This window comes from Streptomyces sp. SID12488 (assembly GCF_010548275.1).
In the GTDB taxonomy this organism is placed as follows: domain Bacteria; phylum Actinomycetota; class Actinomycetes; order Streptomycetales; family Streptomycetaceae; genus Streptomyces.
The window spans coordinates 40,511-62,626 of the sequence record NZ_JAAGLT010000043.1 but is presented as its reverse complement, the minus strand read 5'-3'; the positions used below and the strand labels follow the sequence as shown (position 1 = coordinate 62,626).

21 protein-coding genes, 1 tRNA gene, 1 other RNA gene and 3 pseudogenes are annotated in these 22,116 nt (G+C 69.5%); 10 read left to right on the top strand and 16 right to left on the bottom strand.

What is annotated here, in order from left to right; translation table 11 throughout:
• Together G3I56_RS39290 and ffs are read right to left on the bottom strand one after the other, a co-directional pair.
• On the bottom strand, window positions 1-1,608 hold a 1,608-nt coding region (locus tag G3I56_RS39290), incomplete at its 3' end, for a DNA polymerase III subunit gamma and tau (RefSeq protein WP_164417778.1).
• A gap of 91 nt (window positions 1,609-1,699) precedes the next feature.
• An RNA gene (gene ffs, locus G3I56_RS39285) (signal recognition particle sRNA small type) lies at window positions 1,700-1,796 on the bottom strand.
• A gap of 73 nt (window positions 1,797-1,869) precedes the next feature.
• On the opposite strand from ffs, the gene G3I56_RS39280 reads away from it, so the two are divergent.
• Window positions 1,870-1,957 (top strand) — tRNA-Ser (locus G3I56_RS39280).
• Window positions 1,958-2,099: 142 nt separating this feature from the next.
• Here the strand turns inward: G3I56_RS39280 and G3I56_RS39275 are convergent.
• From G3I56_RS39275 to G3I56_RS39265, 3 genes are read right to left on the bottom strand one after another with little or no spacing between them, the layout of a single operon-like run.
• Window positions 2,100-2,591 (bottom strand): DUF5990 family protein, encoded by a 492-nt coding sequence (locus G3I56_RS39275; protein ID WP_164417776.1) that lies wholly within the window; start codon window positions 2,589-2,591, stop codon window positions 2,100-2,102.
• 59 nt (window positions 2,592-2,650) lie between these two features.
• Window positions 2,651-2,788 carry a hypothetical protein gene (locus G3I56_RS39270; RefSeq protein ID WP_164417774.1) on the bottom strand — a complete coding sequence of 46 codons (138 nt, stop codon included), beginning with the start codon at window positions 2,786-2,788 and terminating at the stop codon, window positions 2,651-2,653.
• The gene (locus tag G3I56_RS39265) at window positions 2,785-3,198 is read right to left on the bottom strand and encodes an arsenate reductase ArsC (protein WP_164417772.1); all 414 of its coding nucleotides are present in this window, start codon (window positions 3,196-3,198) and stop codon (window positions 2,785-2,787) included. Before G3I56_RS39265 ends, G3I56_RS39270 begins: the two co-directional genes overlap by 4 nt.
• Window positions 3,199-3,340: 142 nt before the next feature.
• Between G3I56_RS39265 and G3I56_RS39260 the strand changes: the two genes are divergently transcribed.
• The 3 genes and pseudogenes from G3I56_RS39260 to G3I56_RS44410 all read left to right on the top strand — a co-directional run.
• On the top strand, window positions 3,341-3,649 hold the full coding sequence (locus G3I56_RS39260; protein ID WP_164417770.1) for a metalloregulator ArsR/SmtB family transcription factor: 309 nt from the start codon (window positions 3,341-3,343) through the stop codon (window positions 3,647-3,649).
• Window positions 3,646-4,425 carry an MIP/aquaporin family protein gene (locus tag G3I56_RS39255; protein WP_164417768.1) on the top strand — a complete coding sequence of 260 codons (780 nt, stop codon included), beginning with the start codon at window positions 3,646-3,648 and terminating at the stop codon, window positions 4,423-4,425. Before G3I56_RS39260 ends, G3I56_RS39255 begins: the two co-directional genes overlap by 4 nt.
• Window positions 4,422-4,550: pseudogene (locus tag G3I56_RS44410) on the top strand (pyridine nucleotide-disulfide oxidoreductase); the annotation flags it as partial. The gene G3I56_RS39255 and the pseudogene G3I56_RS44410, both read left to right, overlap by 4 nt.
• Before the next feature lie 78 nt (window positions 4,551-4,628).
• Here G3I56_RS44410 and G3I56_RS39245 read toward each other — a convergent pair.
• Window positions 4,629-5,033: a metalloregulator ArsR/SmtB family transcription factor gene (locus G3I56_RS39245; protein WP_164417766.1), complete on the bottom strand. Its 405-nt coding sequence runs from the start codon at window positions 5,031-5,033 to the stop codon at window positions 4,629-4,631.
• 387 nt (window positions 5,034-5,420) lie between these two features.
• Here G3I56_RS39245 and G3I56_RS44405 point away from each other — a divergent pair.
• Window positions 5,421-5,742, top strand: a pseudogene (locus G3I56_RS44405) (flavoprotein); the annotation flags it as partial.
• A 28-nt stretch (window positions 5,743-5,770) separates the two neighbouring features.
• Window positions 5,771-6,244, top strand: coding sequence for an ArsI/CadI family heavy metal resistance metalloenzyme (locus G3I56_RS39235; RefSeq protein ID WP_164417764.1), 474 nt, complete (start codon window positions 5,771-5,773; stop codon window positions 6,242-6,244).
• 79 nt (window positions 6,245-6,323) lie between these two features.
• Here G3I56_RS39235 and G3I56_RS39230 read toward each other — a convergent pair whose 3' ends face one another.
• Window positions 6,324-6,569 (bottom strand): hypothetical protein, encoded by a 246-nt coding sequence (locus G3I56_RS39230; protein ID WP_164417663.1) that lies wholly within the window; start codon window positions 6,567-6,569, stop codon window positions 6,324-6,326.
• On the opposite strand from G3I56_RS39230, the gene G3I56_RS44910 reads away from it, so the two are divergent.
• Entirely contained in the window at window positions 6,568-7,437 is an 870-nt protein-coding gene (locus G3I56_RS44910) for a calcium-binding protein (protein ID WP_164417762.1), read from the top strand. The genes G3I56_RS39230 and G3I56_RS44910 overlap by 2 nt on opposite strands.
• Window positions 7,438-7,529: 92 nt before the next feature.
• On the opposite strand, the gene G3I56_RS39220 is transcribed toward G3I56_RS44910, so the two are convergent.
• Entirely contained in the window at window positions 7,530-10,493 is a 2,964-nt protein-coding gene (locus tag G3I56_RS39220; RefSeq protein ID WP_164417760.1) for a SpoIIE family protein phosphatase, read from the bottom strand.
• A 273-nt stretch (window positions 10,494-10,766) separates the two neighbouring features.
• Between G3I56_RS39220 and rutA the strand changes: the two genes are divergently transcribed.
• Window positions 10,767-11,849 (top strand): pyrimidine utilization protein A, encoded by a 1,083-nt coding sequence (gene rutA / locus G3I56_RS39215; RefSeq protein ID WP_164417757.1) that lies wholly within the window; start codon window positions 10,767-10,769, stop codon window positions 11,847-11,849.
• Window positions 11,846-12,508: an isochorismatase family protein gene (locus G3I56_RS39210; RefSeq protein WP_164417755.1), complete on the top strand. Its 663-nt coding sequence runs from the start codon at window positions 11,846-11,848 to the stop codon at window positions 12,506-12,508. Before rutA ends, G3I56_RS39210 begins: the two co-directional genes overlap by 4 nt.
• Window positions 12,509-12,897: 389 nt before the next feature.
• Here G3I56_RS39210 and G3I56_RS39205 read toward each other — a convergent pair whose 3' ends face one another.
• Together G3I56_RS39205 and G3I56_RS39200 are read right to left on the bottom strand one after the other, a co-directional pair.
• The gene (locus G3I56_RS39205) at window positions 12,898-13,128 is read right to left on the bottom strand and encodes a hypothetical protein (RefSeq protein ID WP_164417786.1); all 231 of its coding nucleotides are present in this window, start codon (window positions 13,126-13,128) and stop codon (window positions 12,898-12,900) included.
• Window positions 13,129-13,195: 67 nt separating this feature from the next.
• On the bottom strand, window positions 13,196-13,651 hold the full coding sequence (locus G3I56_RS39200; RefSeq protein WP_164417753.1) for a DUF5707 domain-containing protein: 456 nt from the start codon (window positions 13,649-13,651) through the stop codon (window positions 13,196-13,198).
• 146 nt (window positions 13,652-13,797) lie between these two features.
• Between G3I56_RS39200 and G3I56_RS44395 the strand changes: the two are divergent.
• A pseudogene (locus G3I56_RS44395) lies at window positions 13,798-13,902 on the top strand (ergot alkaloid biosynthesis protein); the annotation flags it as partial.
• A 14-nt stretch (window positions 13,903-13,916) separates the two neighbouring features.
• Here G3I56_RS44395 and G3I56_RS39195 read toward each other — a convergent pair.
• The 6 genes from G3I56_RS39195 to G3I56_RS39170 form a co-directional block, all read right to left on the bottom strand.
• Window positions 13,917-14,969 (bottom strand): alpha/beta fold hydrolase, encoded by a 1,053-nt coding sequence (locus G3I56_RS39195; protein WP_164417751.1) that lies wholly within the window; start codon window positions 14,967-14,969, stop codon window positions 13,917-13,919.
• A gap of 268 nt (window positions 14,970-15,237) precedes the next feature.
• Window positions 15,238-17,259 carry a beta-galactosidase gene (locus G3I56_RS39190; RefSeq protein WP_164417749.1) on the bottom strand — a complete coding sequence of 674 codons (2,022 nt, stop codon included), beginning with the start codon at window positions 17,257-17,259 and terminating at the stop codon, window positions 15,238-15,240.
• Window positions 17,260-17,310: 51 nt separating this feature from the next.
• The gene (locus G3I56_RS39185; RefSeq protein ID WP_164417747.1) at window positions 17,311-18,225 is read right to left on the bottom strand and encodes a carbohydrate ABC transporter permease; all 915 of its coding nucleotides are present in this window, start codon (window positions 18,223-18,225) and stop codon (window positions 17,311-17,313) included.
• Complete coding sequence (locus G3I56_RS39180) at window positions 18,222-19,220, bottom strand: sugar ABC transporter permease (protein ID WP_164417745.1); 999 nt, start codon at window positions 19,218-19,220, stop codon at window positions 18,222-18,224. The genes G3I56_RS39185 and G3I56_RS39180 overlap by 4 nt, the downstream gene beginning before the upstream one ends.
• Window positions 19,217-20,527, bottom strand: a complete 1,311-nt coding sequence (locus G3I56_RS39175; RefSeq protein ID WP_164417743.1) for an ABC transporter substrate-binding protein — start codon at window positions 20,525-20,527, stop codon at window positions 19,217-19,219. Before G3I56_RS39175 ends, G3I56_RS39180 begins: the two co-directional genes overlap by 4 nt.
• Before the next feature lie 1,137 nt (window positions 20,528-21,664).
• Window positions 21,665-21,898 (bottom strand): hypothetical protein, encoded by a 234-nt coding sequence (locus G3I56_RS39170; RefSeq protein WP_164417741.1) that lies wholly within the window; start codon window positions 21,896-21,898, stop codon window positions 21,665-21,667.
• Window positions 21,899-22,116 lie beyond the last annotated feature (218 nt).

Here is a 22,116-nt window from a genome sequence, read left to right as displayed (position 1 = left end):
GGGCGCCGGGCCAGGGCGGGCCGCCGGGGACTGGCCGCTGCCCGCAGCTGAGGCCGTGGGCCAGCCGCCGGGGCGCCGGCCACTGCCGGCGGTAGTCGAGGTGGGCCAGGCGCCTGGGGCGGCCGGGGCGAGGGCCACCGGTGGCGGTGCCTGAGCCGGGGCCGGGGTCGGGGTCGGGGTCGGGGTCGGTGCCACTGGAGCCTGGGACTGGGGCTGGGGGTACGGGTGCGAGGTGGGAACGCCGGCTGTGTCCGCCGTACCGGGCAGGTCAGGCATGCCCGGCGCATCCCCGCGCACCGCCATCCGCGCCGCCGCGACCCCGCCGCCTGCCGGAACTGGGGCGCCCGCGGGGCCGCCGGACACCGCGCCCTCGTGCGCACCGGGTCCCGGGACGTACCCCATGACGATTCCGGCGCCGCCCATGCCCGCCGCGGGGCCGCCGGAGAAGTTGACGCCACGCTCCAGCTTGTCGAGCCGGGCCATGACGGAGCGCTCGTCGCCGTACGCGGCGGGGAGCAGCACGCGCGCGCAGATGAGTTCCAGCTGGAGTCGGGGCGAGGTCGCGCCCCGCATCTCCGTGAGCCCCTCGTTGACGAGGTCGGCGGCGCGGCTGAGTTCGGCGGCGCCGAAGACACCGGCCTGGGCCTGCATACGCTCGACCACATCCACAGGGGCGTCGATGAGCCCCTTCTCCGCCGCGTCCGGCACGGCGGCCAGGATCACCAGGTCGCGCAGCCGTTCGAGCAGGTCGGCGACGAAGCGGCGCGGGTCGTTGCCGCCCTCGATGATGCGGTCCACGACCTCGAAGGCAGCCGCTCCGTCCCCGGAGGCGAACGCCTCGACCACGGAGTCGAGCAGCGAGGCGTCCGTGTAGCCGAGCAGGGAGGTGGCCATGGCGTACGTCACGCCCTCGGCACGGGCGCCGGCCAGCAACTGGTCCATGACGGACATCGAGTCTCGTACGGAACCCGCGCCGGACCGGACGACCAGCGGGAGCACGCCGTCGGCGACCGGGATGTTCTCCTGTCCGCAGACCTGGGCGAGGTACTCGCGGAGCGTGCCCGGCGGGACCAGGCGGAAGGGGTAGTGGTGGGTCCGGGAGCGAATCGTCCCGATGACCTTCTCGGGTTCCGTGGTGGCGAAGATGAACTTGAGGTGCTCCGGGGGCTCCTCGACGACCTTGAGCAGCGCGTTGAAACCGGCCGGCGTGACCATGTGGGCCTCGTCGATGATGTAGATCTTGTAGCGACTGCTCGCCGGCCCGAAGAATGCCTTCTCACGCAGGTCACGGGCATCGTCCACACCACCGTGCGACGCCGCGTCGATCTCGATGACGTCGATCGACCCCGGTCCGTTGCGCGCCAGGTCCTGGCAGGACTGACACTCGCCGCAGGGCGTCGGCGTCGGCCCCTTCTCGCAGTTCAGGCAGCGGGCCAGGATGCGCGCACTGGTCGTCTTGCCACAACCACGCGGCCCGCTGAACAGGTACGCGTGATTGACCCGGTTGTTCCGCAGAGCCTGCTGCAGCGGGTCGGTTACATGCTCCTGCCCGATGACCTCGGCGAACGACTCCGGGCGATAGCGGCGGTACAGCGCAAGGGACGACACGCTTACGACGATATCGGGCCCCACTGACAGTCGACCCCGCGCGCCCGGCTCACCCCGCGCGGAACGCCGCTCCGGCCAGTGCGGCCAGGCAACAGAAGACCCCCCACGCACCCGCCAGAGCCAACCTACCCTTGCTGCCTTCCGGCCCTGGGGGAGTTCAGTCAGATAGCGCCGCGTGAGGGGCTGAGGCCCAGCGTACCTGATCGCAGGGGGCCCGAACGAGTTCGCAAGCACCACCCACGGTCATGTAATGTTCGCGTCGGAGGATTCGCCTAGTGGCCTAGGGCGCACGCTTGGAAAGCGTGTTGGGGGCAACCCCTCACGAGTTCGAATCTCGTATCCTCCGCCAGTGCCTCACCGGGCACGATGTCGAAGGGCCCCACCGTTCGCGGTGGGGCCCTTCTTCGTGCGTGGTCTCAAGTTTTGGTCTCAGTTGGTGTGATTGGACTGGGGTGGACTTAGGTGAACAGTGATCCGGTTCACCATGGCCGTCACTCTTCCTCAGCGGATTCGGCGGTCCAGGTGATGCGCGGTGGTACGACCCGTGCGCACAGGGGCCCGCCGCGTGCGTCAGTCAGTCCGAGGCGGCCTACCAGCAGGCCGGTGGGCGCGGCTGCGTCGAGTACGTCGGCGGGCACGGCGTCGAGCATCAGCTTGGCGCGGCGGAACATCGTGAAGGTGCCGGAGTCGTCGACGCTGCCCCAGGAGAGGTAGATGAACCGGCCGCCCGGACGGCCCTGCACGTAGGGGCCCTTCACGTCGGTGCCGGCCGGTGAGGTCGCAGCGGCGCACTCCAGGGTCCAGGTCGCCGAGGCGGCATCGCCAGGCTTGGGGTCGAGGAGTTCAGCCGGACGGTCGCGGCGTTGCACGGCGACGTGGATGTTGCGGTACGCCGGAACGTCGTCGCCGGCGAATGCTCCAGGTGAGCAGGTGAGGCCGGGGAAGTCGACAGCGTCGATGCGGATACGCATGTCGGCCATCATCCGCGCGGGGCGCTGCTTGGACCAGCTCTCCGTGTGGTGCGGAGGAAGTGCCCTGTGTGTCAGACGAGGTGGTGGGCGAGTTCGCGTTCGAGGGCGGTCTTCGGCCTGGTACCGACGATGGCGGTGTATCCGGCGGGGCCGGAGCCGACGACGATGACGTTGCGTATGTCCCCAGTCGTGTCGGTCGGGGTGCTCATGCCTGGGGCTGCGGCGCGATCTCCTTGATCAGGCCCTCGACCAGCACCTTGATCTCGTCCCGAATCGGGCGGACTGCCTCGACGCCCTGGCCCGCCGGGTCCTCCAGCGTCCAGTCCAGGTACCGCTTGCCGGGGAAGACCGGGCAGGTGTCGCCACAGCCCATGGTGATGCAGACGTCGGACTCCTTGACCGCGTCCACGGTGAGCATCTTCGGGACCTCGGCGGAGATGTCGATACCGACCTCGGCCATGGCCTCGACGGCCGCCGGGTTGACGCCGGCGCCCGGGTTGGAGCCGGCGGAGCGGACCTCGACGCGGTCCCCGGCCAGGTGGGTCAGCCACGCGGCGGCCATCTGGGAGCGGCCGGCGTTGTGGACACAGACGAAGAGAACGGAGGGCTTGTCGGACATCAGAGGTCTCTCTTGTCTCACGTATCTCATCTCACGAATCTCACTTGAGACGCGCGTCCCTCTTGTTCTCACCACGGCATCAGGCGCGATTGATGTCAGCAGCTGATGGTGTCAGCCACCACTGATGTGACAGTATCAGCCCATGCTGACGTCAGTCGACACTGATCTGATCCGGGTTCTGGCCGACCCGCTCAGGCTCCAAATCGTGACCCTGCTCGCCAAAGAGACGCTGTGCACCACCCACCTGGTGGAGGAGACCGGCGCCCGGCAGACCAACCTCTCCAACCATCTGAAGGTGCTGCGCGAGGCCGGGGTCGTCGACACGGAGCCGTGCGGCCGGTACATCTACTACCGGCTCAAGCCCGAGGTCATCGCCTCACTCGCCGGCCAGTTCGCCGCCCTGGCCGAGTCCGCTCGCACCGCCGCCGAGAACAAGCGGGCCTGCCCATGACCGCCGCCGAAGCAGCCCCGACCGCTGAGTCCGCGACAACCGCTCCAGCACCCGACTCCGTCGGGTCGGCGCCGGGTGCCACCCCACCGCGTACTCCCCTGGTCGCCCGGGCCGCCGCCGAACTCATAGGCACCGCCCTGCTGGTCGCGATCGTGGTCGGCTCCGGCATCCAGGCCACTGAACTGACCAAGGACGTCGGCCTGCAACTGCTGGCCAACTCCACGGCCACCGCCTTCGGACTCGGCATCCTGATCCTCCTGCTCGGCCCGGTCTCCGGCGCACACTTCAACCCGGTCGTCACGCTGGCCGAGTGGTGGACCGCACGACGTGGCGGCCCCGGGGTCACCCCGCGCGAAGTGGCCGTGTACGTCCCCGCGCAGATCGTCGGCGCGATCGCGGGCGCGATCCTGGCGGACGCGATGTTCGCCGAGCCCCTCGTGAAGTGGTCCACCCACGACCGCTCGGCAGGACACCTGCTCCTCGGCGAAGCCGTCGCCACCGCGGGTCTGATCCTGCTGATCTTCGGCCTGGCCCGCGCCAACCGCCTGCAGTACGCCCCCGTGGCCGTCGCCTCCTACATCGGCGCCGCCTACTGGTTCACCTCGTCGACGTCCTTCGCCAACCCGGCGGTGACGATCGGCCGCGCCTTCACCGACACCTTCGCGGGCATCGCCCCCGGCTCGGTCCTTGGCTTCATCGGCATGCAGATCGTCGGCGGCGTGGTCGGGCTGGCGCTGGTCGCGCTCATCTTCATGCCCGGACGATCGGCCGAGTGACCGTCGAGACGCAGGTGGTGGTGATCGGCGGCAGTCAAGCTGGACTCGCCGCCGAGTCCCGCCTGCGTCACCTCGGCCTGGAGTTCGTCATCCTCAACGCCCAGGCCGCGCCGGGCCGCGCCTGGGCGGGCGATCCCGGCCACCTCCAGGCAGCCGTTCGCGATGGCGAGGTCATCTTCGCGGGGCCCGCCCGAATGGCGATCTCATGATGCGACCGCTGGGGCCGAGGCAGGGGCACGGGCAGGTGCGATGGTCAGCAGCCTGCCCATCGCGGCCAGCACCGACGACTCGACCCGGTAGTACACCCACGTACCGCGCCGCTCGGAGGTGAGCAGACCGGCCTCCTTGAGCTTCTTCAGGTGGTGGGACACGGTCGGCTGGGAGACCCCGACGTCGGAGATGTCGCAGACACACGCCTCGCCGCCCTCGTGCGAGGCCACCGCGGAGAAGAGCCGCAGCCGCACCGGGTCCCCGAGCGCCTTGAACATCCGCGCGGCCGTCTCGGCCTCGTCCGCCGTGAACGGGCGCTCGGTGAGCGGCGGGCAGCACGGCGCCACAGCCTCGCCGGAGGCGGAATCGAGCAGCGGCAACACCCTCGTGTTCGACATGCATCTATGTTGACATACGTCGAATCAGTGACGGCGGGGCCGCAGCCAACCGGCCTACACCCCACCTCTAATTCGATGCATGTCTATGTTGACGTTCATCGATACAAGTGCCATGCTGGCAGCGCAGGAGATCGACGGATATCGAAACAGGGGGACCTCGTGGCCTCGTCCAGCACCAGCGTGCCCGCCACCGGCCAGCTGCCCGTCGTCGCCATCGGCGCCGGCCCCATCGGTCCGGCCGCCACCGTCCGCCTCGTCGAGCGCGGCATCGAACCCCTGGTCCTGGAGGCCGGCCCGGTCGCGGGCAGCGCCGTACGCGAGTGGTCCCACGTCCGGCTGTTCTCGACCTGGGGGAGGTCGTCGACCCGGCCGCCGAGAAGTGCTCGCGACGAGCGCCTCCAGGCGCCGACCGCCCTGGCCCCGCTCATCGATCCCAACGTCCACTCCTGCGGCACGGTCCATCCGCACGGTGTGGGCGAGCTCTCGCACCCGGAGCAGGGCGTGTACCTGGTCGGCATGAAGCCGTACGGCCGCGCGCCGACCTTCCTCGCCATGACCGGTCACGAGCAGGTCCGCTCCGTCGCCGCCGCGATCTCGGGCGACCAGGAGGCCGCCGAGCGTCGAACTCACCCTGCCGGAGACGGGCGTGTGCGGCGGCACCGGCCTCTTCGACGAGCCGGAGAACGCCGGACAGTCCGGCGGCTGCTGAACTCCCCACCCACCACAGGAGGTTCGCCATGACATCCCGCGTACAACTCGCTCTTCGTGTCCCCGATCTCGCCGCATCCGTGGCCTTCTACACGAAGCTCTTCGGCACCCAGCCCGCCAAACTCCGCGACGGCTACGCCAACTTCTCCGTCGCCGAACCCCCGCTCAAGCTGGTCCTCATCGAGGGCGGCGCGGACGAGGCAACGCGTATGGACCACCTCGGAGTCGAGGTCGAGAGCACGGAGGCCGTGCACGCCGCCACCGCCCGCCTGGGCGAGTCCGGCCTGGCCACCGACGTGGAGAACGACACCACCTGTTGTTACGCCCTCCAGGACAAGGTCTGGGTCCACGGCCCCGGCCAGGAACCCTGGGAGGTCTACGTCGTCAAGGCCGATGCCGACTCCCTGGCCAAGCAACAGGGCAGCACGTGCTGCGCCGGCGCGGGCGAGGCCGACACCGGCTCGAAGGCGAAGGAACCCTCCGTCACGGGCGGTTGCTGCTGATCCACCGACCCGTCGATCCGCCGACCCGTCGATGGCCGACCGCCACACCAGCGAGGCCGTGACCGGCGCGGGGGAACGGTCACGGTTTCGCGTGACTCTGTCCCCCGCGCACCGCGACGGTGACGAAGCCCGGGCGGACCAGGCCGCGCGCCGCGTCCTCGGGCACGGCGAAGACGCTGCCGTACAGGGTGATCAGCGCGATCCAGCTCCAGCTCCAGCAGAGCGGCGCCGGTTCGCTCCGGAGTACAACCTCTGCCCCGGGTCCGCTGTCTAACGGGTACTCAGAAACCCACGGCACGACTCCCGCGAAGGGGCTGCTCGGCATGCGTACACGGAGAAGGATCGCCACCGCGACAACCACCGCCCTCACTCTCACCCTCGTCCTGGGCGCAGCCGCGCTCACGGCTCCCGCCGTCCAGGCGGCCACTCCGGACGCGGGTACGCTGCGCGACGTCGTGCGCAACGGCGAGCACGACCTCTGGTACAAGGACGAGGCCGGCCAGACGAACCGGCTGACGGTCTCGATGAAGTTCGAGAGCCGCGACGGTGGGAACGACGCCTACTACATCCTCACCTTCCGCGACCGCGCGCCCATCGCCATCGACAGCAGCGCGGCCGAACACTACGAGTGCGTGTACCCGTCGGCGACCGACCGCACGGTCGCCCGCTGCGCGGTCCACGTCCCGGTGGGCACCGACTTCACCGACGACTACTACATCAACCTGGGCGACGGCAACGACACCGTGTCGATCGCCGCCGACAACTACGCGTACAGCACGATCTACGGCGGCAAGGGCAACGACGTGCTGGTGGGCAACAGCCAAACCGAGCTCTACGGCCAGGACGGCAACGACCGCACCGTCGGCGGAGGCGAGCAGCGGGGCAACGGAGCGCGCGGCGGAGCCGGGAACGACGTCCTCACCGGGTGCTATGCGTGCTACGGCGACGCCGGCAACGACTCGCTCACCGGTGACGCCACCGGCAACCTCCTGAACGGCGGCGACGGCAACGACATCCTGCGCGGAAATTCAGGCGCCGACGACCTCTACGGCGGCAGGGGCAACGACCGCCTGTACGGCGACCGGGGCAACGACGTCCTGTGGGGCAACAGCGGCAACGACGTCCTGCACGGCGGCCCGGGCAACGACAGGCTCTCGGGCGGCCCCGGCAACGACAAGGTGTATCAGAACTGAGGTGAGTCAGAACCAGGGCACATCGTAGCTTTCAAGGGTGATGCTTTCAGGGGCGATCCGGATACCCGGCAGTAGCGCTCGGTTCAGGTCTCTCAGTTCAGGTCTCCGAGCCCTCTCAACTCCGGAATGTCATCGAACTCTCCCGGGTTCAGAAACATCAACTCCAGGGCGTCATGCGGCGCTTCACCCTGCCCGCCCGCCGGAGGCTGAAGCGCCTGCTCCGTCCAGATGCACTTGCCGGTCGGCGTGTAACGCGTCCCCCAGCGCTGGGACAGGGCGGTGATCAGCTGCAGCCCCCGGCCACCCTCGTCCGTCTCCGTCGCCCGGCGGATACGGGGCATCGTCAGGCTGCCGTCGAAGACCTCGCAGATCAGCTCGGCGCCGTGCAGCAACCGGAGTTGGACGGGGCCCTTGGCGTGCCGTACGACGTTGCCGACCAGCTCGCTGGCCAGGAGTTCCGTGGTGGGCGTGAGGTCGTCCAGACCCCAGGCGGACAGCTGTTCGCGGACATGGCGACGGGCCTGGCCTGCCGCTCTCGGGTCCTCGGGCAGCGGCCAGGAGGCGACCCGGTCGCCGGTCAGGGCGTGCAGACGGGCGATGAGGAGAGCCGCGTCGTCCGCGTTCGGCTGCTCGGCGGGGAGCAGTCCCGCGGTGAGCGTGTCGCAGAGTCCTTCGAGGTCCCCTTCCGTACCGGCCTCGTACGCACCCCTTAACAGACGGGCCAGTTGACCCATGCCCTCGTCGATCTCCCGCTTCGACGACTCGACCAGACCGTCCGTGTACAGCACCAGCAGGCTGCCCTCGGGGACCTTCAACTCGACGGTCTCGAAGGGGGGTTCGGCCGCGCCGAGGGGCGGGTCGGCGGTGAGGGCCGGGAAGTACACCGTGCCGTCGGGGTGCACGACCGCCGGCGGGGGATGGCCGGCGCGGGTGATGGAACAGGTCTGGGTGATGGAGTCGTAGAGGGCGTACAGACAGGTGACGTACGACTCCTCGCCCATGTTGCCGACGATGTCGTTGAGGTGGCTCATGATCTCGTCGGGGGGCAGTTCGAGGTCGGCGAGGGTGTGGACGGCGGTGCGCAGCCGGCCCATGGTGGCCGCCTGGGGCAGGCCGTGGCCCATGACGTCGCCGACGACGAGGGCGACCTGGCCGCCGGAGAGCGGGATGATGTCGTACCAGTCACCGCCGACGTCCACGCCCTCGGCGGCGGGAAGGTAGCGGGCGGCGGCCGTGCACGCGGGCAGGTCGGGCAACGCGCTCGGCAGCAGGGCGCGTTGGAGTTCACGGGAGCGGCTGCGCTCGTCGTCGTAGAGGCGGGCCCGGGCCAGGGCCTGGGCGACGAGGGCGCTGATCGTGGTGAGCAGGGCGCGTTCCTCGTCGGTGAAACCGCGCGGGCGGTCGAAGCTGACCGAGCAGACGCCGAAGGTGTTGCCGGAGGCGGTCAGCGGCAGGAACGCCCAGGCCTGCTTGCCGCTGCGCCGGGGCAGGCCGGCCAGCGCGGGAAAGTGGGCGGCGAAATCCGCCGCGGACGAGAAGAACGCGGGGGTCTCGGTGATGATCACGTCACAGCTGGGCCAGCCGGGCGTCATCGGGACGTCCTTGATCAGGTCGAGGAACTCGTCCCCGTAGCCGATGGATCCGACGGTGCGCAGGCGGTCGTCCTCGATGGTCTGGACGATGAGGCCGGCTGCGGCGAACGGCGGCAGCACGCGCCGGGCGACCACGTCGACGACGTCCCGGGAGGTCGTCGCTTTGGCGAGCCCGGCGGTCAACTCCGCTATGCGGGCGGCGCGTTCGGCCGCGTCGTACTCGACGGCCCGACGTTCCTCCTCGTGCCGCCGCTTCTCGGTGACGTCCTGGAGGTAGAGGGTACGGCCGTCGGGGCCCGGAACCAGTCGCAGGTGGTGGCGGCGACCGGTACCGGGCACGCGTATGTCGAAGCCGACCGACTTGTCCTCGGCGGCGGCCTTCCGGCAGCGCCTCTCCAGATCGGGCAGTTCCCGCACGGTCGGCAGGTCCCACAGGACCCGCCCGAACAGCTCCTCCTCGGAGAGGCCGAGCATGCCTTCGGCCTCCAGGTTGGCGAAGGTGATCCGCCAGGCGTCGTCGACCGCGAGGAACCCGTCGCTCATGTGCCGCAGGGCGCGGCTGAGCGCGTCCCGGGCGGTCCGCGACTCGTTGCTGTCCCAGCCCATACCGATCATCCGCAGCGGCTCGCCGTGCTCGTCGTACGTCGCCCGGCCGCGCGCCTGGTGCCAGCCGTACGTGCCGTCGAAGGCCCGTACGCGGTACTCGGCCTCGAAAACCGAGTGGCCCCGGATCGCCTGGTCGACGAGGGCCAGGGTCGGTCCGAGGTCGTCGGGGTGGACGCAGCGCATCCAGTTCTCGACGCGGGCGGTGTACTCCTCGGGGCGGGTGCCGTACAGCTCCATCGCGGCTTCGTCCCAGATGAGTTCACCGTTCTTGATGTGCCAGTCCCACGACCCGACGCGGACCTCCTTCAGCGCCTGGCGGAGCCGGTCGCCGCTCATCTCCGAGTGCACGGGCCCGGCCGGCAACGGCGCCTGGACCATGCGTTCCTCCGCCCATGCGACGACGGCCCGCAGGAACCGCCAGTGGGCGGACGTCGGTTCACGGCTCTCACCGGTGATGACGGTGAGAGCGCCGATGCTGCGGTCACGGCGGATGACCGGCACGGCGGCCAGGCCGCTGCCCGGGATGGGCGCGCTCGACGGGCAGATGGGGATCGTGGGATCGGCGCGGTCGGCCGCCACCCCGGGTATCCACACCCCACGGCCCTCGTGACTGTTCTCGTACAGGGCGCGGGCGGGGGCCAGCGGGCCTTCCTGGTCGATGATCTCCCAGGGGCCGGTGAGAGCCGTGGGCAGACCGGTGGCCGACACCAGCCGCAGGGCCGACATGGGGCCCCGGAGGTGAATCGTTCCCCCGAGCGCGCCAAGCTCCGCCACCGCGTGCTGGAGGGCCAGCCGGAAGACCTCGCTCTCGGCGACACCGGGGTCCACCGAGCCGAGCAGTGCCAGCCGTGCGTTCATACTTGAAGTTTTACCGTTCGAATGGCACCTCAAGCAGGACTTTGCAGGAATCTCACGTTCACCTCTGGCCACCTTCACCGGTTCACGCGGACATCAACAGCCGCACTCCCAGCGCAGGTTGTGTGACATTCCACCGTCATCAGGCCCAAGTAGCCTGCCGTTGAAGAACAGTTGAGATTTGAACGTAACTGACTGTCGAGGACTTCAAATCTGGGGATCCGCCCGGCGGATCCGTCCAGAGAGTCCGTCCAGAGGATCTCTCCGAGGAGTGGCATGGACATCGGCGTTTTCATCCCCATCGGCAACAACGGCTGGCTGATCTCGAAGAGTTCACCCCAGTACCTGCCGAGCTTCGACCTGAACAAGGCGATCGTGCAGAAGGCGGAGGCCCACGACCTGGACTTCGCCCTCTCCATGATCAAGCTGAAGGGCTTCGGCGGCGAGACGGAGTTCTGGGACCACAACCTGGAGTCGTTCACGCTGATGGCGGGCCTGGCGGCGGTCACCGACCGCATCAAGCTCTACGCCTCGACGCCGATCCTGGCCCTGCCCCCGGCGATCGTCGCGCGGATGGCGGTCACGATCGACTCGATCGCCCCCGGCCGCTTCGGCATCAACATCGTGACGGGCTGGGCCCCCGGCGAGTACTCCCAGATGGGCCTGTGGCCCGGCGACGACCACTTCGGCAACCGCTACGCGCGAGCCGTCGAGTACGTCACCGTGATGAACGACCTGTGGCGCGACGGCGTCAGCAACTTCAAGGGCGAGTTCTACGAGATGGACGACTGCGTCCTCTCCCCGCGCCCGGCGGACAGGCACATCGACATCGTCGCGGCCGGCCAGAGCGGCACCGGCATGAAGTTCGCCGCGGAGCACGCGGAGTACAACTTCATCCTGGGCAGCGGCGTCAACACCCCGACGGCGCTGGCCGGCAGCACGGCGACGCTGGTGGCGGAGGCGGAGCGAACGGGCCGGGACGTGGGCGCCCTCTCCCTCTTCATGATCATCGCGGCCGAGACGGACGAGGCGGCCCAGGCCACGTGGCAGGACTACCACGACAACGCCGACCGCGCGGCACTGGCGTACATGGCGGGCGAGACGGCCACGGACACGACGTCCACGGGAACGTCGACGGCGCGGACGATCGCGCTGCCCGAGGGTGCGGTCAACTTCAACATGGGGACACTGGTCGGCTCGTACGAGAGCGTGGCGAGGATGCTCGACGAGGTCGCCGAGGTGGCGGGCACGAAGGGCATCATGCTGGTCTTCGACGACTTCCTGGAGGGCCTGGAGAACTTCGGTACGCGCATCCAGCCGCTGATGAAGTCCCGGGCGGGGAGGGGGAGTTCGACGTGAGCCCGGTTCCGGGAACCGGTGAGGCGGGCGCCCCGGAGGAGGACTACCGACGCGCCGGTCTGGGTGGGCGGTTGACGCCCGGCGCCTCCCCCGCCCTGCTCCTCGTGGACCCGGCCCGGGCGTACGTCGATCCGGCCTGCCCCCTCTACGCGGGGGCGGGCGCGGAGGGCGCCGCCGAGGCGATGCGAGAGCTGCTGTCCGTCGCCCGCCGGGCCGGAATCCCGGTGATCGTGACGCGCGTGCTCCTGCGCCCCGACGGCAGCGACGGAGGCGTCTTCTACCGCAAGGTGCCGAGCCTGCGGGCGTTCGTGGAGGGCAGCCCGTACGCCGAGTTCATCGAGGGACTGGCGCCGAGGGAAGCGGAGTTGATGGTGACAAAGCAGTACCCGAGCGCCTTCTTCGGCACCGCCCTGTCCACCTACCTCACCTCCCACGGCATCGACACCCTCCTCATCGCCGGCCTGACAACCAGCGGCTGCGTACGGGCGACGGCCCTCGACGCCATGCAGCACGGGTTCGTCCCGGTGGTGGTCGAGGAGGCGGTGGGAGACCGGGATCCGGGGGTGCACGCGGCGAACCTGTTCGACATCCGGCACAAGATCGGTGAGGTTTGGGGGGTGGGGCGGGTGACGGAGTACCTGTCCCGGGGCGGGATGTAGCAGGCAAGGGGAGGGGACGAGTCGTGGGCTGTGCGCACCGCGACGTCCTCGCTCTTGTCCTCGTCCTCGGCAAGCCGCGCCCACACCGGCAGCGGCAGCGGCAGCGGCAGCGGCAGGGACGGCTGCACCGCCGTGCGCCGGACACACGCCTCGCCGTCACCTCCTCCCGGTCGAATGGGTATCGGGTGAGTCAGGAGGAGGTTCAGGCGGGTGGTTCCACGACAGTGACCGCAGTCGCGTCGGCACCGATGCGGGCCGCGCGGAATTGCGCGTCAGCCCACCGATCCACTCCTGCGCCAGTCGCTGGTCCCCGGCCAACCCGTCCAAGGCGCCACGCACGTCACTCATGCGCCCTCGTTCCCTCCGCCCAGGTCAGCCACATCTGTCGATCACTCGATGTGTCCGGTCCCGGGGTCGACCTGTGAGAGGAAGTCCCGGATGGAGTACTCGAGTTCGGCCGTGTCGGCCTGGACCGGAGGGTGGGTGCTGAACCCGAAGCCGTACCCGGGGTCGGGCCCGGTCAGCCAGGTGAAGTGGTAGGAGCCCGTGGTGTTGTCCGGCTGGCTGACCTCGAACTCCTCACCGTCGACCGACATCCGCCACGGCTCGTTCGCCGACATCACGACCTGCTTTCCTCAGCCCCGGAGACGAGAGCGCACACGCCACACGATCACTTGTACGTCCGGATCACGCAACGGTGAAGTCGGCGGCCTTGGTGACGAGCTTCGTGTCGCCGTCCTTCGCGGTGGCCAGCACGGCGACGTGCCACACACCACGCTCGGACGTCTCGACGTCGGCGCGGCTGACGGGGATCGTGTAGGTGCAGTGCACGGTGTCCCCGCCCGACGGCTTGCACACGGCCGACTCCACGGAAGCCATGTCCTTGGCGGTCAGCCCCTGCTTGGCGAAGAAGGACGAGTTCGACGGCCAGGCCAGGACCTTCACGCCCTTGACACCGGCGGATGCCGTGACATCAGTGGTGAACGTCAACGAGCCGGCACGGTCACCGACGGGAGCCGCATAACGGGCGGCACTGTGCGCCACCGAAAGAGGCTGCTCCCCGGCATAGGCGAGAGCAAAGGCTCCGGCACCACCGAGAACGACGACACCGGCAGCCACAGCCAGAACGATACGACGCGCCATGAGAAATTCCCCCAACAGGATCAGCAGCTTCGGACCGGCGCTCTTGTCCGCGCCGTTGCACCAATCCTGTCCGCCCGGCAGCCGCCGGGAATGAGCACACGTACTCAACTCCCGCCTGAGTAACAGCTGTTCGGCAGTGAGGACGAAGGTACATCGCGGAGGGGGCGGAGGACCGGGTCACCGACACCGTCCAGCGCCTCACCGCCTGGCCCCCGCGGGCGTTCCGCACCCTCCTTGAAACGGCGCGTTGAATCATTGAATCCCCTTACGCGGGCAGGGAGTTGAGCCAGTCCGCCAGCAGGGCGTTGGTCTCCTCGGGGCGTTCCTGCTGGACCCAGTGGCCGCAGCCTTCGAGGATGTGGGAGCCGGTGAGGGCTGGCAGCGTGACCGGGTATGCGTTGATCGCGTCGGCCAGCCAGGTGGTGGAGGCGTCCAGGGAGCCGCCGATGAACAGTGACGGCTGGGTGACGGGGGCGCCGGTGTGGCCACCGTCCGCCAGGTCCTCCCAGTCCCGGTCCATGTTGCGGTAGCGGGCGAGCGCGCCGCTCATGCCGGTGCGCTCGAACTCACCGGCGTAGACGTCGAGTTCGTGGTCACTGAGCCAGGCGGGCAGTTGCCGGCGGGGAAAGCGCTCGCGCAGTGTTCCCACTCCGCTCCCCCTTCCGCTCCCCCTTCCGCTCCCCCTTCCGCTTCCGGCGCGCGTCACGAAGTGCGGGTCCGGGGCGCCGGGTTCGGGCATGGTGTCGGCGGAGAGGGCGGCGTAGAAGCCTGCCAGCCAGCCGCGCACGTCGGGTTCGATCTCGGCCTCGGCACGGCCGGGTTCCTGGAAGTAGGAGACGTAGAACTCCTCCTCATCGCCACCGATGCGCGCGAAGACCTCGCTGGGCCGAGGTCCGCCGGGCGGGCTGTACGGCACGCTCAGCAGGGCGACCGCGCGGAACACGTCCGGGCGGACCAGCGCGGATGTCGCGGCGATCGTCGCGCCCCAGTCGTGGCCGACCAGTACCGCGGAGCTCTCCCCCAGGGCGTGCACGACGGCGACGTTGTCGTCGACCAGGTCGAGCATCCGATACGCGCTCGTCGCCCCGGGGCGCGAGGAACGGCCGTACCCGCGTACGTCGATGGCGACGGCACGGTATCCGGCGGCGGCCAGGGCCGGGAGCTGGTGCCGCCAGGAGTACCAGGACTCAGGAAACCCGTGCACCAGCAGGACCAGCGGGCCGGTGCCCTGTTCGACCAGGTGGATACGGCCGGCGGGGGAGGGGACGAGACGGTGGGTGAGGGGGTGGGCGAGGGAGTGCGGGGGCGGGTGCGGCACGGGAGGTCTCCGTACGTCGTCGATGAGCGGCCGTGTCGGCAGTCACCGGCAATCGTGCGAGGAGGACGCGGTCTGCGCGAGGTCTGTTGCCGGTTCGGCAAACCTGCGCACCGGAACCGGAAACGTGCGCTCCGGCGGCGTGTGCGCGGGCGGGTCCCCCGAACGGGAGCTCACCCCACCGCCGCACAACAGGCCCTCCCCACCCGCCTTTCACCGGAAGACCTGCACCACCCGGCCACCTGCTTCGCGAGCCGCTGGAGCGTCCGGGCTAAAGCCGCGCCTCCCGTACGACCGCCACCCCGCCCGGCGGCACCCGCACCGAGCCGCCCGCCAGTGCTTCCCCGGTGAGGAGTTCGGTTGCCCCCGCCGCCACCGCGACCTCGGCCCCCTCCCCGGCGTGGTCGATGAGGAACAGAAAGTCCGCGTCGGCGCCCCGCCGCACGACCGCCTCCACTCCCGCCGGAGTCGCCCGCACTCCCTCGACACCCGCCTCCACGCACATACGGGCGAGCAGCGCGCCCAGCGTCGACGCGTCCGGCCGGGTCGCCAGATACCAACCGGCGCCCGCGCCGACCGAGTTGCGCGTCACCGCCGGGACCCCGGCCAACGGACCGTCCGTGTACGACAGCACCGCCTCCGCCCCCTCCAGCCGCAACCGCTCCGACCAGAGGGTTCCCGTGCCGCCACCGTCACCGTCACCGTCGGCGAGCCCGACCGACTCACCCGGCAGCAGGGGGAACAGCTCGTCCGCCCGCACACCCAGCGCCTCTCGGAACGCGCCTGGGTAACCGCCCAGCCGCACGTGGCAGTTGGCGTCCACGGCACCGCTGTGGAACCCGACGGCCAGCGTGCCCCCGCGCTCCGCGAAGCCCGTGAGGTTCGCCGCGCCCTCGTCGTCGACCAGGTACAGGCTCGGGGCCAGCACCAGCCGGTATCCGTCCAGTTCCGCGTCCGGCCGTACGAAGTCCACCGCGACGCCCGCCCTCCACAGCGGCTCGTACCAGTCCCGTACGAGATCCTGGAAGCGGAGTTCGCCGTTCGGCTGGGAGGGGAGTTCCAGGGCCCAACGGGCGTCCCAGTCCCAGACGATGGCTACCGAAGCCGTGCCCGTGCTGCCGCGCACCTCGGCCAACGCTCGCAGATCCGCGCCCAGTTGGACCACGTCCCGCCAGATCTGGCTGTCCGTGCCGGCGTGCGGAAGCATCGCCGAGTGCCACTGTTCCGCGCCCGCCTTCGCGGCCCGCCACTGGAAGTACGCGATGCCGTCCGCGCCGTGGGCGACATGGGAGAGGGCGTTGCGGCGCAACTCCCCTGCCGTCTTCGCCCTGTTGACCGGCTGCCAGTTCACCGCACCGGTGGAGTGCTCCATCAGGAACCAGGGGCCGCCCGCGAGCGACCGCATCAGATCGCCGCTCAGCGCGATGTCGATCTCCGACTCGGGGTCGCTCGAACGGAGATAGTGGTCGTTCGCGACGACGTCCAGCTCCGGGGCCCAGCGCCAGTAGTCCAGCGCGTCGAAGTTGTACATCACCATGAAGTTGGTGGTGGCGGGAGTCCCGGGGGCCGCCGCCCTCAGCACGTCCCTCTCCGCCTTGTACAGCGACAGCAACTCGTCGCTGCAGAAGCGGCGCCAGTCCAGCTGATGGGTCGGGTTCGGGACCGCGCCCGTCGCGCGGGGCGGGATGATCTCGACCCAGTCGTAGTACCACTGGCTCCAGAAGGTGGTCCCCCAGGCGTTGTTCAGCGCCGCCAGGTCGTCCCCGTACCGCGCCCGCAGCCAGCGGCGGAAGGACTCCGCGCTCTCGTCGCAGTAGCAGGCGGGGTTGTGACAGCCGTACTCGTTGTGGACGTGCCACATCGCGACCGCCGGATGGTCCGCGTACCGCTCCGCCAGCGCGCCCGCGATCCGCAGCGCCGCCTCCCGGTAGGCCGGGCTGCTCGGGCAGAACGTCTGACGGCTGCCGTACGACAGCCGGCGCCCGTCCTTGTCCACCGGGAGCGCCTCGGGGTGGGCGCGGAAGAACCAGGCGGGCGGCGCCGCCGTCGGGGTCGCGAGGTCGGCGGCGATGCCGTTCTCGTGGAGGAGGCCGAGGAGACGGTCCATGCGGGCGAAGTCGTAGACGCCCTCGGCCGGTTCGAGCAGCGCCCAGGAGAAGATGCCGACGCTCACCATGGTGACCCCGGCCTCACGCATCAGCCGCATGTCCTCGGCCCAGACCTCCTCGGGCCACTGCTCCGGGTTGTAGTCGCCCCCGTACGCGATACCGGGAACAGCGAGTTCGCGCTTCATCGATCAACTTTCCTGTTCTTGCAAAGGGCAGAGAGCAGAGGGCAGAGGGCCTCAGCCCTTGTTGGCGCCCAGGGTCAGACCGCTGACGAACTGCCGCTGCAGCGCGAAGTACACGATCAGGGTCGGGATCGCGGTCAACAGCGCCCCCGCGGCGACCAGGTTGGGGTCGGTGAAGTACTGGCCGGAGAGGTTGTTGAGGGCCGAGGTGATCGGCATGTTCTCGCCGGTGGAGATCAGGACGAGCGCCCAGAAGAAGTCGTTGTAGATCCAGATGGAGAGCAGCGTGGCCAGGGCGGCCATCGCCGGGCGGCACAGCGGCAGCACGATCTGCCAGTACATCCGCCACACCGACGCGCCGTCGACGAGCGCGGCCTCGGTCAGCTCGTGCGGGAGCATCCGCATGTAGTTGGCGAGCACGAACGCGCAGAAGCCCGACTGGAACGCGATGTGGATGAGGACCAGGCCGAGCGCGGAGTCGTACAGCTTGCCTGAGGCGGTGATCCCGGGCAGGTCGATGAGCAGGTACATGCGGTACAGCGGGGTGATGATGACCTGCTGCGGGAGCAGGTTGCCGGCCGTGAAGATGAGCAGCAGGAACAGGTTGACGCGGAAGTCGAAGCGGCTGACGTAGAAGGCGACCATCGAGGACAGGAACAGCGTCAGCAGCACCGCCGGGACGGCGATGATCAGCGTGTTGACGAAGTAGTGCGACATGTCCGACTGCGTGAACGCGTTCGTGAAGTTGGCGAAGCTCAGCTTGTCGGGCCAGGAGACGTAGCCCTTGGTGCTGGTCTCGGAGTACGGGCGCAGCGCCGCGTAGACCGCCCAGAGCAGCGGCGCGAGCCAGGCCAGTGACATGACGACGAGGAACACGTGCAGCAGCACGCGCGCGGGGCGGACGGGGGCGCGCTGCCCCTTCACGGAGCCCTTCACGGGCCCTTGCGCGGCCAGGGTGGGAGCGCTCATGCCCGCCGCTCCTTCCGGAAGGTGCTGATCAGGTACGGGATGATCACGACGAGCGAGATCACCAGCAGGACGACGGCGATCGCGGAGCCGTAACCGATACGACTGGACTCGCCGATGATGTTGTTCGTGACCAGGATCGACAGCAGTTCGGTGCCCTGGGCACCCTTGTTGAAGACGTACACGAGGTCGAAGGCGCGCAGCGACTCGATGATCGTGACGACCAGGACGATGGTGTTGGTGGGCCGCAGGGTCGGGAAGATGACGTTCTTGAACGTCTGCCACTCGTTGGCGCCGTCCAGCGAGGACGCCTCGCGCAGCGACGGGTCGACACCCTTCAGACCGGCCAGGTAGAGGATCATCATGTAGCCGGTGTGCCGCCAGGAGGCGGCGACGAGGATGGCCCAGAGGTTGAGGTCCGGGTCGCCGATCCAGTCGATGTAGTGGCCGGGCTTGTTGGCGCCGATCAGGCTGTTGATCAGGCCCGTGTCCGGGTTGTAGACCAGCTGCCAGACGAAGCCGATGACGGCCATCGACACGACTACCGGCAGGAAGAAGGCGGTCTGGTAGACCCGGCTGAAGCGGATGTTCTTGTCCAGCTGCACGGCCAGGAACAGACCGAGCGGGGTCGGGATCGCGATGAGTACGACGAACCAGATGACGTTGTGCTGGACGGCCGGCCAGAACTGCGGGTTGTCGGCGAAGAGGTCACGGAAGTTCTGCAGCCCGACCCACTTGATGGAGTCGAAACCGATGCCGTCCCAGGTGGTGAAGGCCAGCCCGATCGAGGCGAAGGCCGTCACCCACACGAGGGCGATGTGCAGGAACGTCGGCAGGCCCGCCATGAAGCCCAGGGCCACCCGGTCACGGCGGGTCAGCAGCCGTCGGTGGCCCGAGGCCGGCTTGCGGCTCTGTGGGGACGACGGGGTACCGGTACCGCCCGGGGGCGGCGTGTCGGCCGCCCCCGGGACCACGGGGATCGAATCGAAGGTGCTCATGAGGAGGCGAAGATCGTCTTCTTCTGGCGCTCGATGGACGAGAGCAGGCTGTCGATGCCCTTGGGGTCACGGATGAACTTCTGCAGCGCGGGCTGCATCACCGTGGAGGTGAAGTCCGGGCGGCTGTCGCGGTCCATGAACTGGGTGAGGTTCTTCGCGCCGCTGATCATCGCGTACGCCTTCTTCTGCAGGGCGCTGTACGAGGAGGTGTCGGCGTTGCTGGAGGCGGCGACGACGTTCGGGTCGGCCTTGAGGTAGATCTGCTCGGCCTCCGGAGTGCCCAGGAACTCCAGCAGCTGGACGGAACCGGCCTTGTTCTTGGGCTTCTTGCTGAGCATGAAGCCGTCGGTCGGCGCCTCGACCGTGTCCTGCCCGAAGGAGGGGTCGATCTCCGGGAAGGCGAAGAAGTCGAGGTCCGCCGCATCGGTCGCGTTCGTGAACTGCTGGCCCACGAAGGTGCCCAGCAGATACATGCCGGCCTTCTTCGAGACGAGGGTCTGGGCCGCGTCCTGCCAGGTACGACCGGTCGATCCCTCCTGGCTGTAGGGGAGGATTTCGGCCCAGTTGTCGAAGGTGGCGCGAACCTTCGCGTCGGTCCAGGATGCCTTTCCGGCCATCAGCTCGACGTGGAAGTCGTAGCCGTTGGTACGGAAGTTGATCTGGTCGAAGGTGCCGAGCGCGGGCCAGGCGTCCTTGTCGCCGAAGGCGATCGGGACCAGGCCGTCCTTCTGCATCTGCTTGCACAGTGCGATGAACTGCGCCCAGGTGGTGGGCACCTCGTAGCCGTGCTCCTTGAAGACGCTCTTCCGGTAGAACATCGCCCAGGGGTACGTGTACAGCGGCACGAAGTAGTACTTACCGTCCGCGCCCTTGCTGAGCTGCTTCATCGCGTCGGGGAAGTTGCTCCCGATCTTCTGCCACACGTCGTCGATCGGGCTGGCCAGGCCCTTGCCCGCGAAGAACTGCATGCGGTAGCCGGCGAACCAGGTGAACACGTCGTCCGGGGTGCCCTGAAGGTAGGAGTTGATCTGCTCCTGGAACGTGTTGTGGTCCTTGGTGTTCACGTCGACCTTGACGCCGGTCTTCTTCGTGAACGCCGCGTAGATCTCGGCGAAGGCCTTCTTCGGGACGGCGTCCGACGAGTTCGAGCCGAGGGTGACGGTCTTCGCGTCGGTACCCGAGTCGCTGTCGCCGCAGGCGCTCAGCAGCGGAACGGCCGCGCCGAGCGCCGCCGCGCCGCCGATGCCGCGCAGCAGGGTGCGGCGGCTCGGACCCGGGACGGACAGACCGGAGGGTGTGTGGTGCATGACGGCTCCTGAGGACAGACCCCCCGAAACGGGGAGCAAGGTCACGACTACGCTGAGTCCATGCTGATCTAAAACGACCAGAAATCAACTTGACCGAACATCGTGGCGGCAATAACAGCCCTTGTTCGGCCCGTCGTCAAGAGGTGGCGTCCGCCGTTCCTGAAACGTGATGGACATAAAGGCGTGAATGTTTGCTGACAATCAGATGGCAAACAGTCGACGCAAACCCCTCCCTCGGCCGTTCGGCCGAGGAGCGCGGACCCGCCCGCCATAAACGGTGACCTTTCAGCCGAGGCGGGAGGACCGGCCCGGAAGCGACATTGGTGGTGATCACCCCCACCGTCAGCCGGAACCGGCAGGAGCCCTCCCATGCCCAGCACGAGCACGACCGCCGCCATGGCGCCCCCGGCGACCGGGAGGCGCACCACCGGGTCCTCGCCCCGCACGCCGGTCCGCCGGGACGTCCTCCACCTGCGGGCCTGCGCGGTCCTCGCGCTCGGTCCGGCGCCGGCCACGACTCTGACCCCGCACCGGGTGCGGGGCCTCTGCGCGGCCCTCGGCTACGGCACGGCGGCGCTCCTGGCCGCCCGCTCCCCGCACCCTTGGAAGAGCCGGGCAGCCCTGCGCACGGCCACCGTCGGCGCGGTACTGCTCCCCCTGGCCCTGCTGATCGCGCTCGGCGGCGCCCAGCGCGAGTTAGGGGTCGTCGAACACTCGGGCGCTCTGCTGCTGCACACGGGCAGCCCGTACGCGCCCCACCCCGCCACCGTGGACGCCTACAACCCGTACCTGCCCGGCATGGCCCTCTTCGGCCTGCCCCACGCCCTCCTGGGCGACACCCCACTGGCCCCGCTGACGGACGCCCGCCCATGGTTCTGCGCGGCCTTCGCCGCGTGCGTGTACGTCACGACCAGGTCTCGTGCGCCCGGTAAGGCCCAACCGGCCGGCTCGACCCGTATCGCCACAGCCCTGCTGCTCTCCTTCCCGGCCATAGCCCTGCCCCTCGCCGTCGGCGGGGTGGACCTGCCGGTGATCGGGCTGATGTGCCTGGGGCTCACGCCTGCGGGCCGCTCCGGTTCCGGTTCCGGCCCCGGACCCGGAGCGGGGGTCACGGCCGGGCCGGCGATGGGCTCCGCATCAGCCCTGAAGTGGACAATCTGGCTCCTCCTCCCGGTCGGCGTCGCCCTGATCGCCGTCACAGCGGGCCGCCGTACGGCCGTTCGAGCTACGGCGACCGCTCTCCTGACGTCCGCCGCAGCCGTCGTCCCGGTCGCCCTGGCCGATCCCCACGCCTTCGTCGAGCACGTGGTCCTGTTCCCGCTGGGCAGGGGCGGCGTCCGCTCCCCGGCGACGAGCCCACTGCCCGGGCATCTGCTCGCGGAGTACGTCCCCGGCGGCTTCGTCCTCGCGGTCGCGCTGCTGGTCGCGAGCTGCCTCGCGGTGACGGCGTCACTCGTGCTCCGGCCACCGCACACGGTCCGCGCGGCGGCCGACCGCCTCGGCATCGGCCTGGCGATGTGCCTGGTACCGGCCGCCCGGTTGGGCTATCCGGTGCACCCGATCGTCCTGGCGGGTACTCCTGCCGTCAG

Bases quoted from the DNA above. Each gene is read 5' to 3' on its own strand.
- G3I56_RS39245 (WP_164417766.1), bottom strand. From the start codon at position 5,033: ATGTCGAACACGAGGGTGTTGCCGCTGCTCGATTCCGCCTCCGGCGAG.
- G3I56_RS39235 (WP_164417764.1), top strand. From the start codon at position 5,771: ATGACATCCCGCGTACAACTCGCTCTTCGTGTCCCCGATCTCGCCGCA.
- G3I56_RS39275 (WP_164417776.1), bottom strand. From the start codon at position 2,591: ATGATGGCCGACATGCGTATCCGCATCGACGCTGTCGACTTCCCCGGC.
- G3I56_RS39170 (WP_164417741.1), bottom strand. From the start codon at position 21,898: ATGCCCGGGCAGTGGGCTCGTCGCCGGGGAGCGGACGCCGCCCCTGCC.
- G3I56_RS39205 (WP_164417786.1), bottom strand. From the start codon at position 13,128: ATGTCGGCGAACGAGCCGTGGCGGATGTCGGTCGACGGTGAGGAGTTC.
- G3I56_RS39185 (WP_164417747.1), bottom strand. From the start codon at position 18,225: ATGAGCGCTCCCACCCTGGCCGCGCAAGGGCCCGTGAAGGGCTCCGTG.
- G3I56_RS39260 (WP_164417770.1), top strand. From the start codon at position 3,341: ATGCTGACGTCAGTCGACACTGATCTGATCCGGGTTCTGGCCGACCCG.
- rutA (WP_164417757.1), top strand. From the start codon at position 10,767: ATGGACATCGGCGTTTTCATCCCCATCGGCAACAACGGCTGGCTGATC.
- G3I56_RS44910 (WP_164417762.1), top strand. From the start codon at position 6,568: ATGCGTACACGGAGAAGGATCGCCACCGCGACAACCACCGCCCTCACT.
- G3I56_RS39230 (WP_164417663.1), bottom strand. From the start codon at position 6,569: ATGCCGAGCAGCCCCTTCGCGGGAGTCGTGCCGTGGGTTTCTGAGTAC.
- G3I56_RS39255 (WP_164417768.1), top strand. From the start codon at position 3,646: ATGACCGCCGCCGAAGCAGCCCCGACCGCTGAGTCCGCGACAACCGCT.
- G3I56_RS39180 (WP_164417745.1), bottom strand. From the start codon at position 19,220: ATGAGCACCTTCGATTCGATCCCCGTGGTCCCGGGGGCGGCCGACACG.
- G3I56_RS39265 (WP_164417772.1), bottom strand. From the start codon at position 3,198: ATGTCCGACAAGCCCTCCGTTCTCTTCGTCTGTGTCCACAACGCCGGC.
- G3I56_RS39270 (WP_164417774.1), bottom strand. From the start codon at position 2,788: ATGAGCACCCCGACCGACACGACTGGGGACATACGCAACGTCATCGTC.
- G3I56_RS39175 (WP_164417743.1), bottom strand. From the start codon at position 20,527: ATGCACCACACACCCTCCGGTCTGTCCGTCCCGGGTCCGAGCCGCCGC.
- G3I56_RS39200 (WP_164417753.1), bottom strand. From the start codon at position 13,651: ATGGCGCGTCGTATCGTTCTGGCTGTGGCTGCCGGTGTCGTCGTTCTC.
- G3I56_RS39220 (WP_164417760.1), bottom strand. From the start codon at position 10,493: ATGAACGCACGGCTGGCACTGCTCGGCTCGGTGGACCCCGGTGTCGCC.
- G3I56_RS39190 (WP_164417749.1), bottom strand. From the start codon at position 17,259: ATGAAGCGCGAACTCGCTGTTCCCGGTATCGCGTACGGGGGCGACTAC.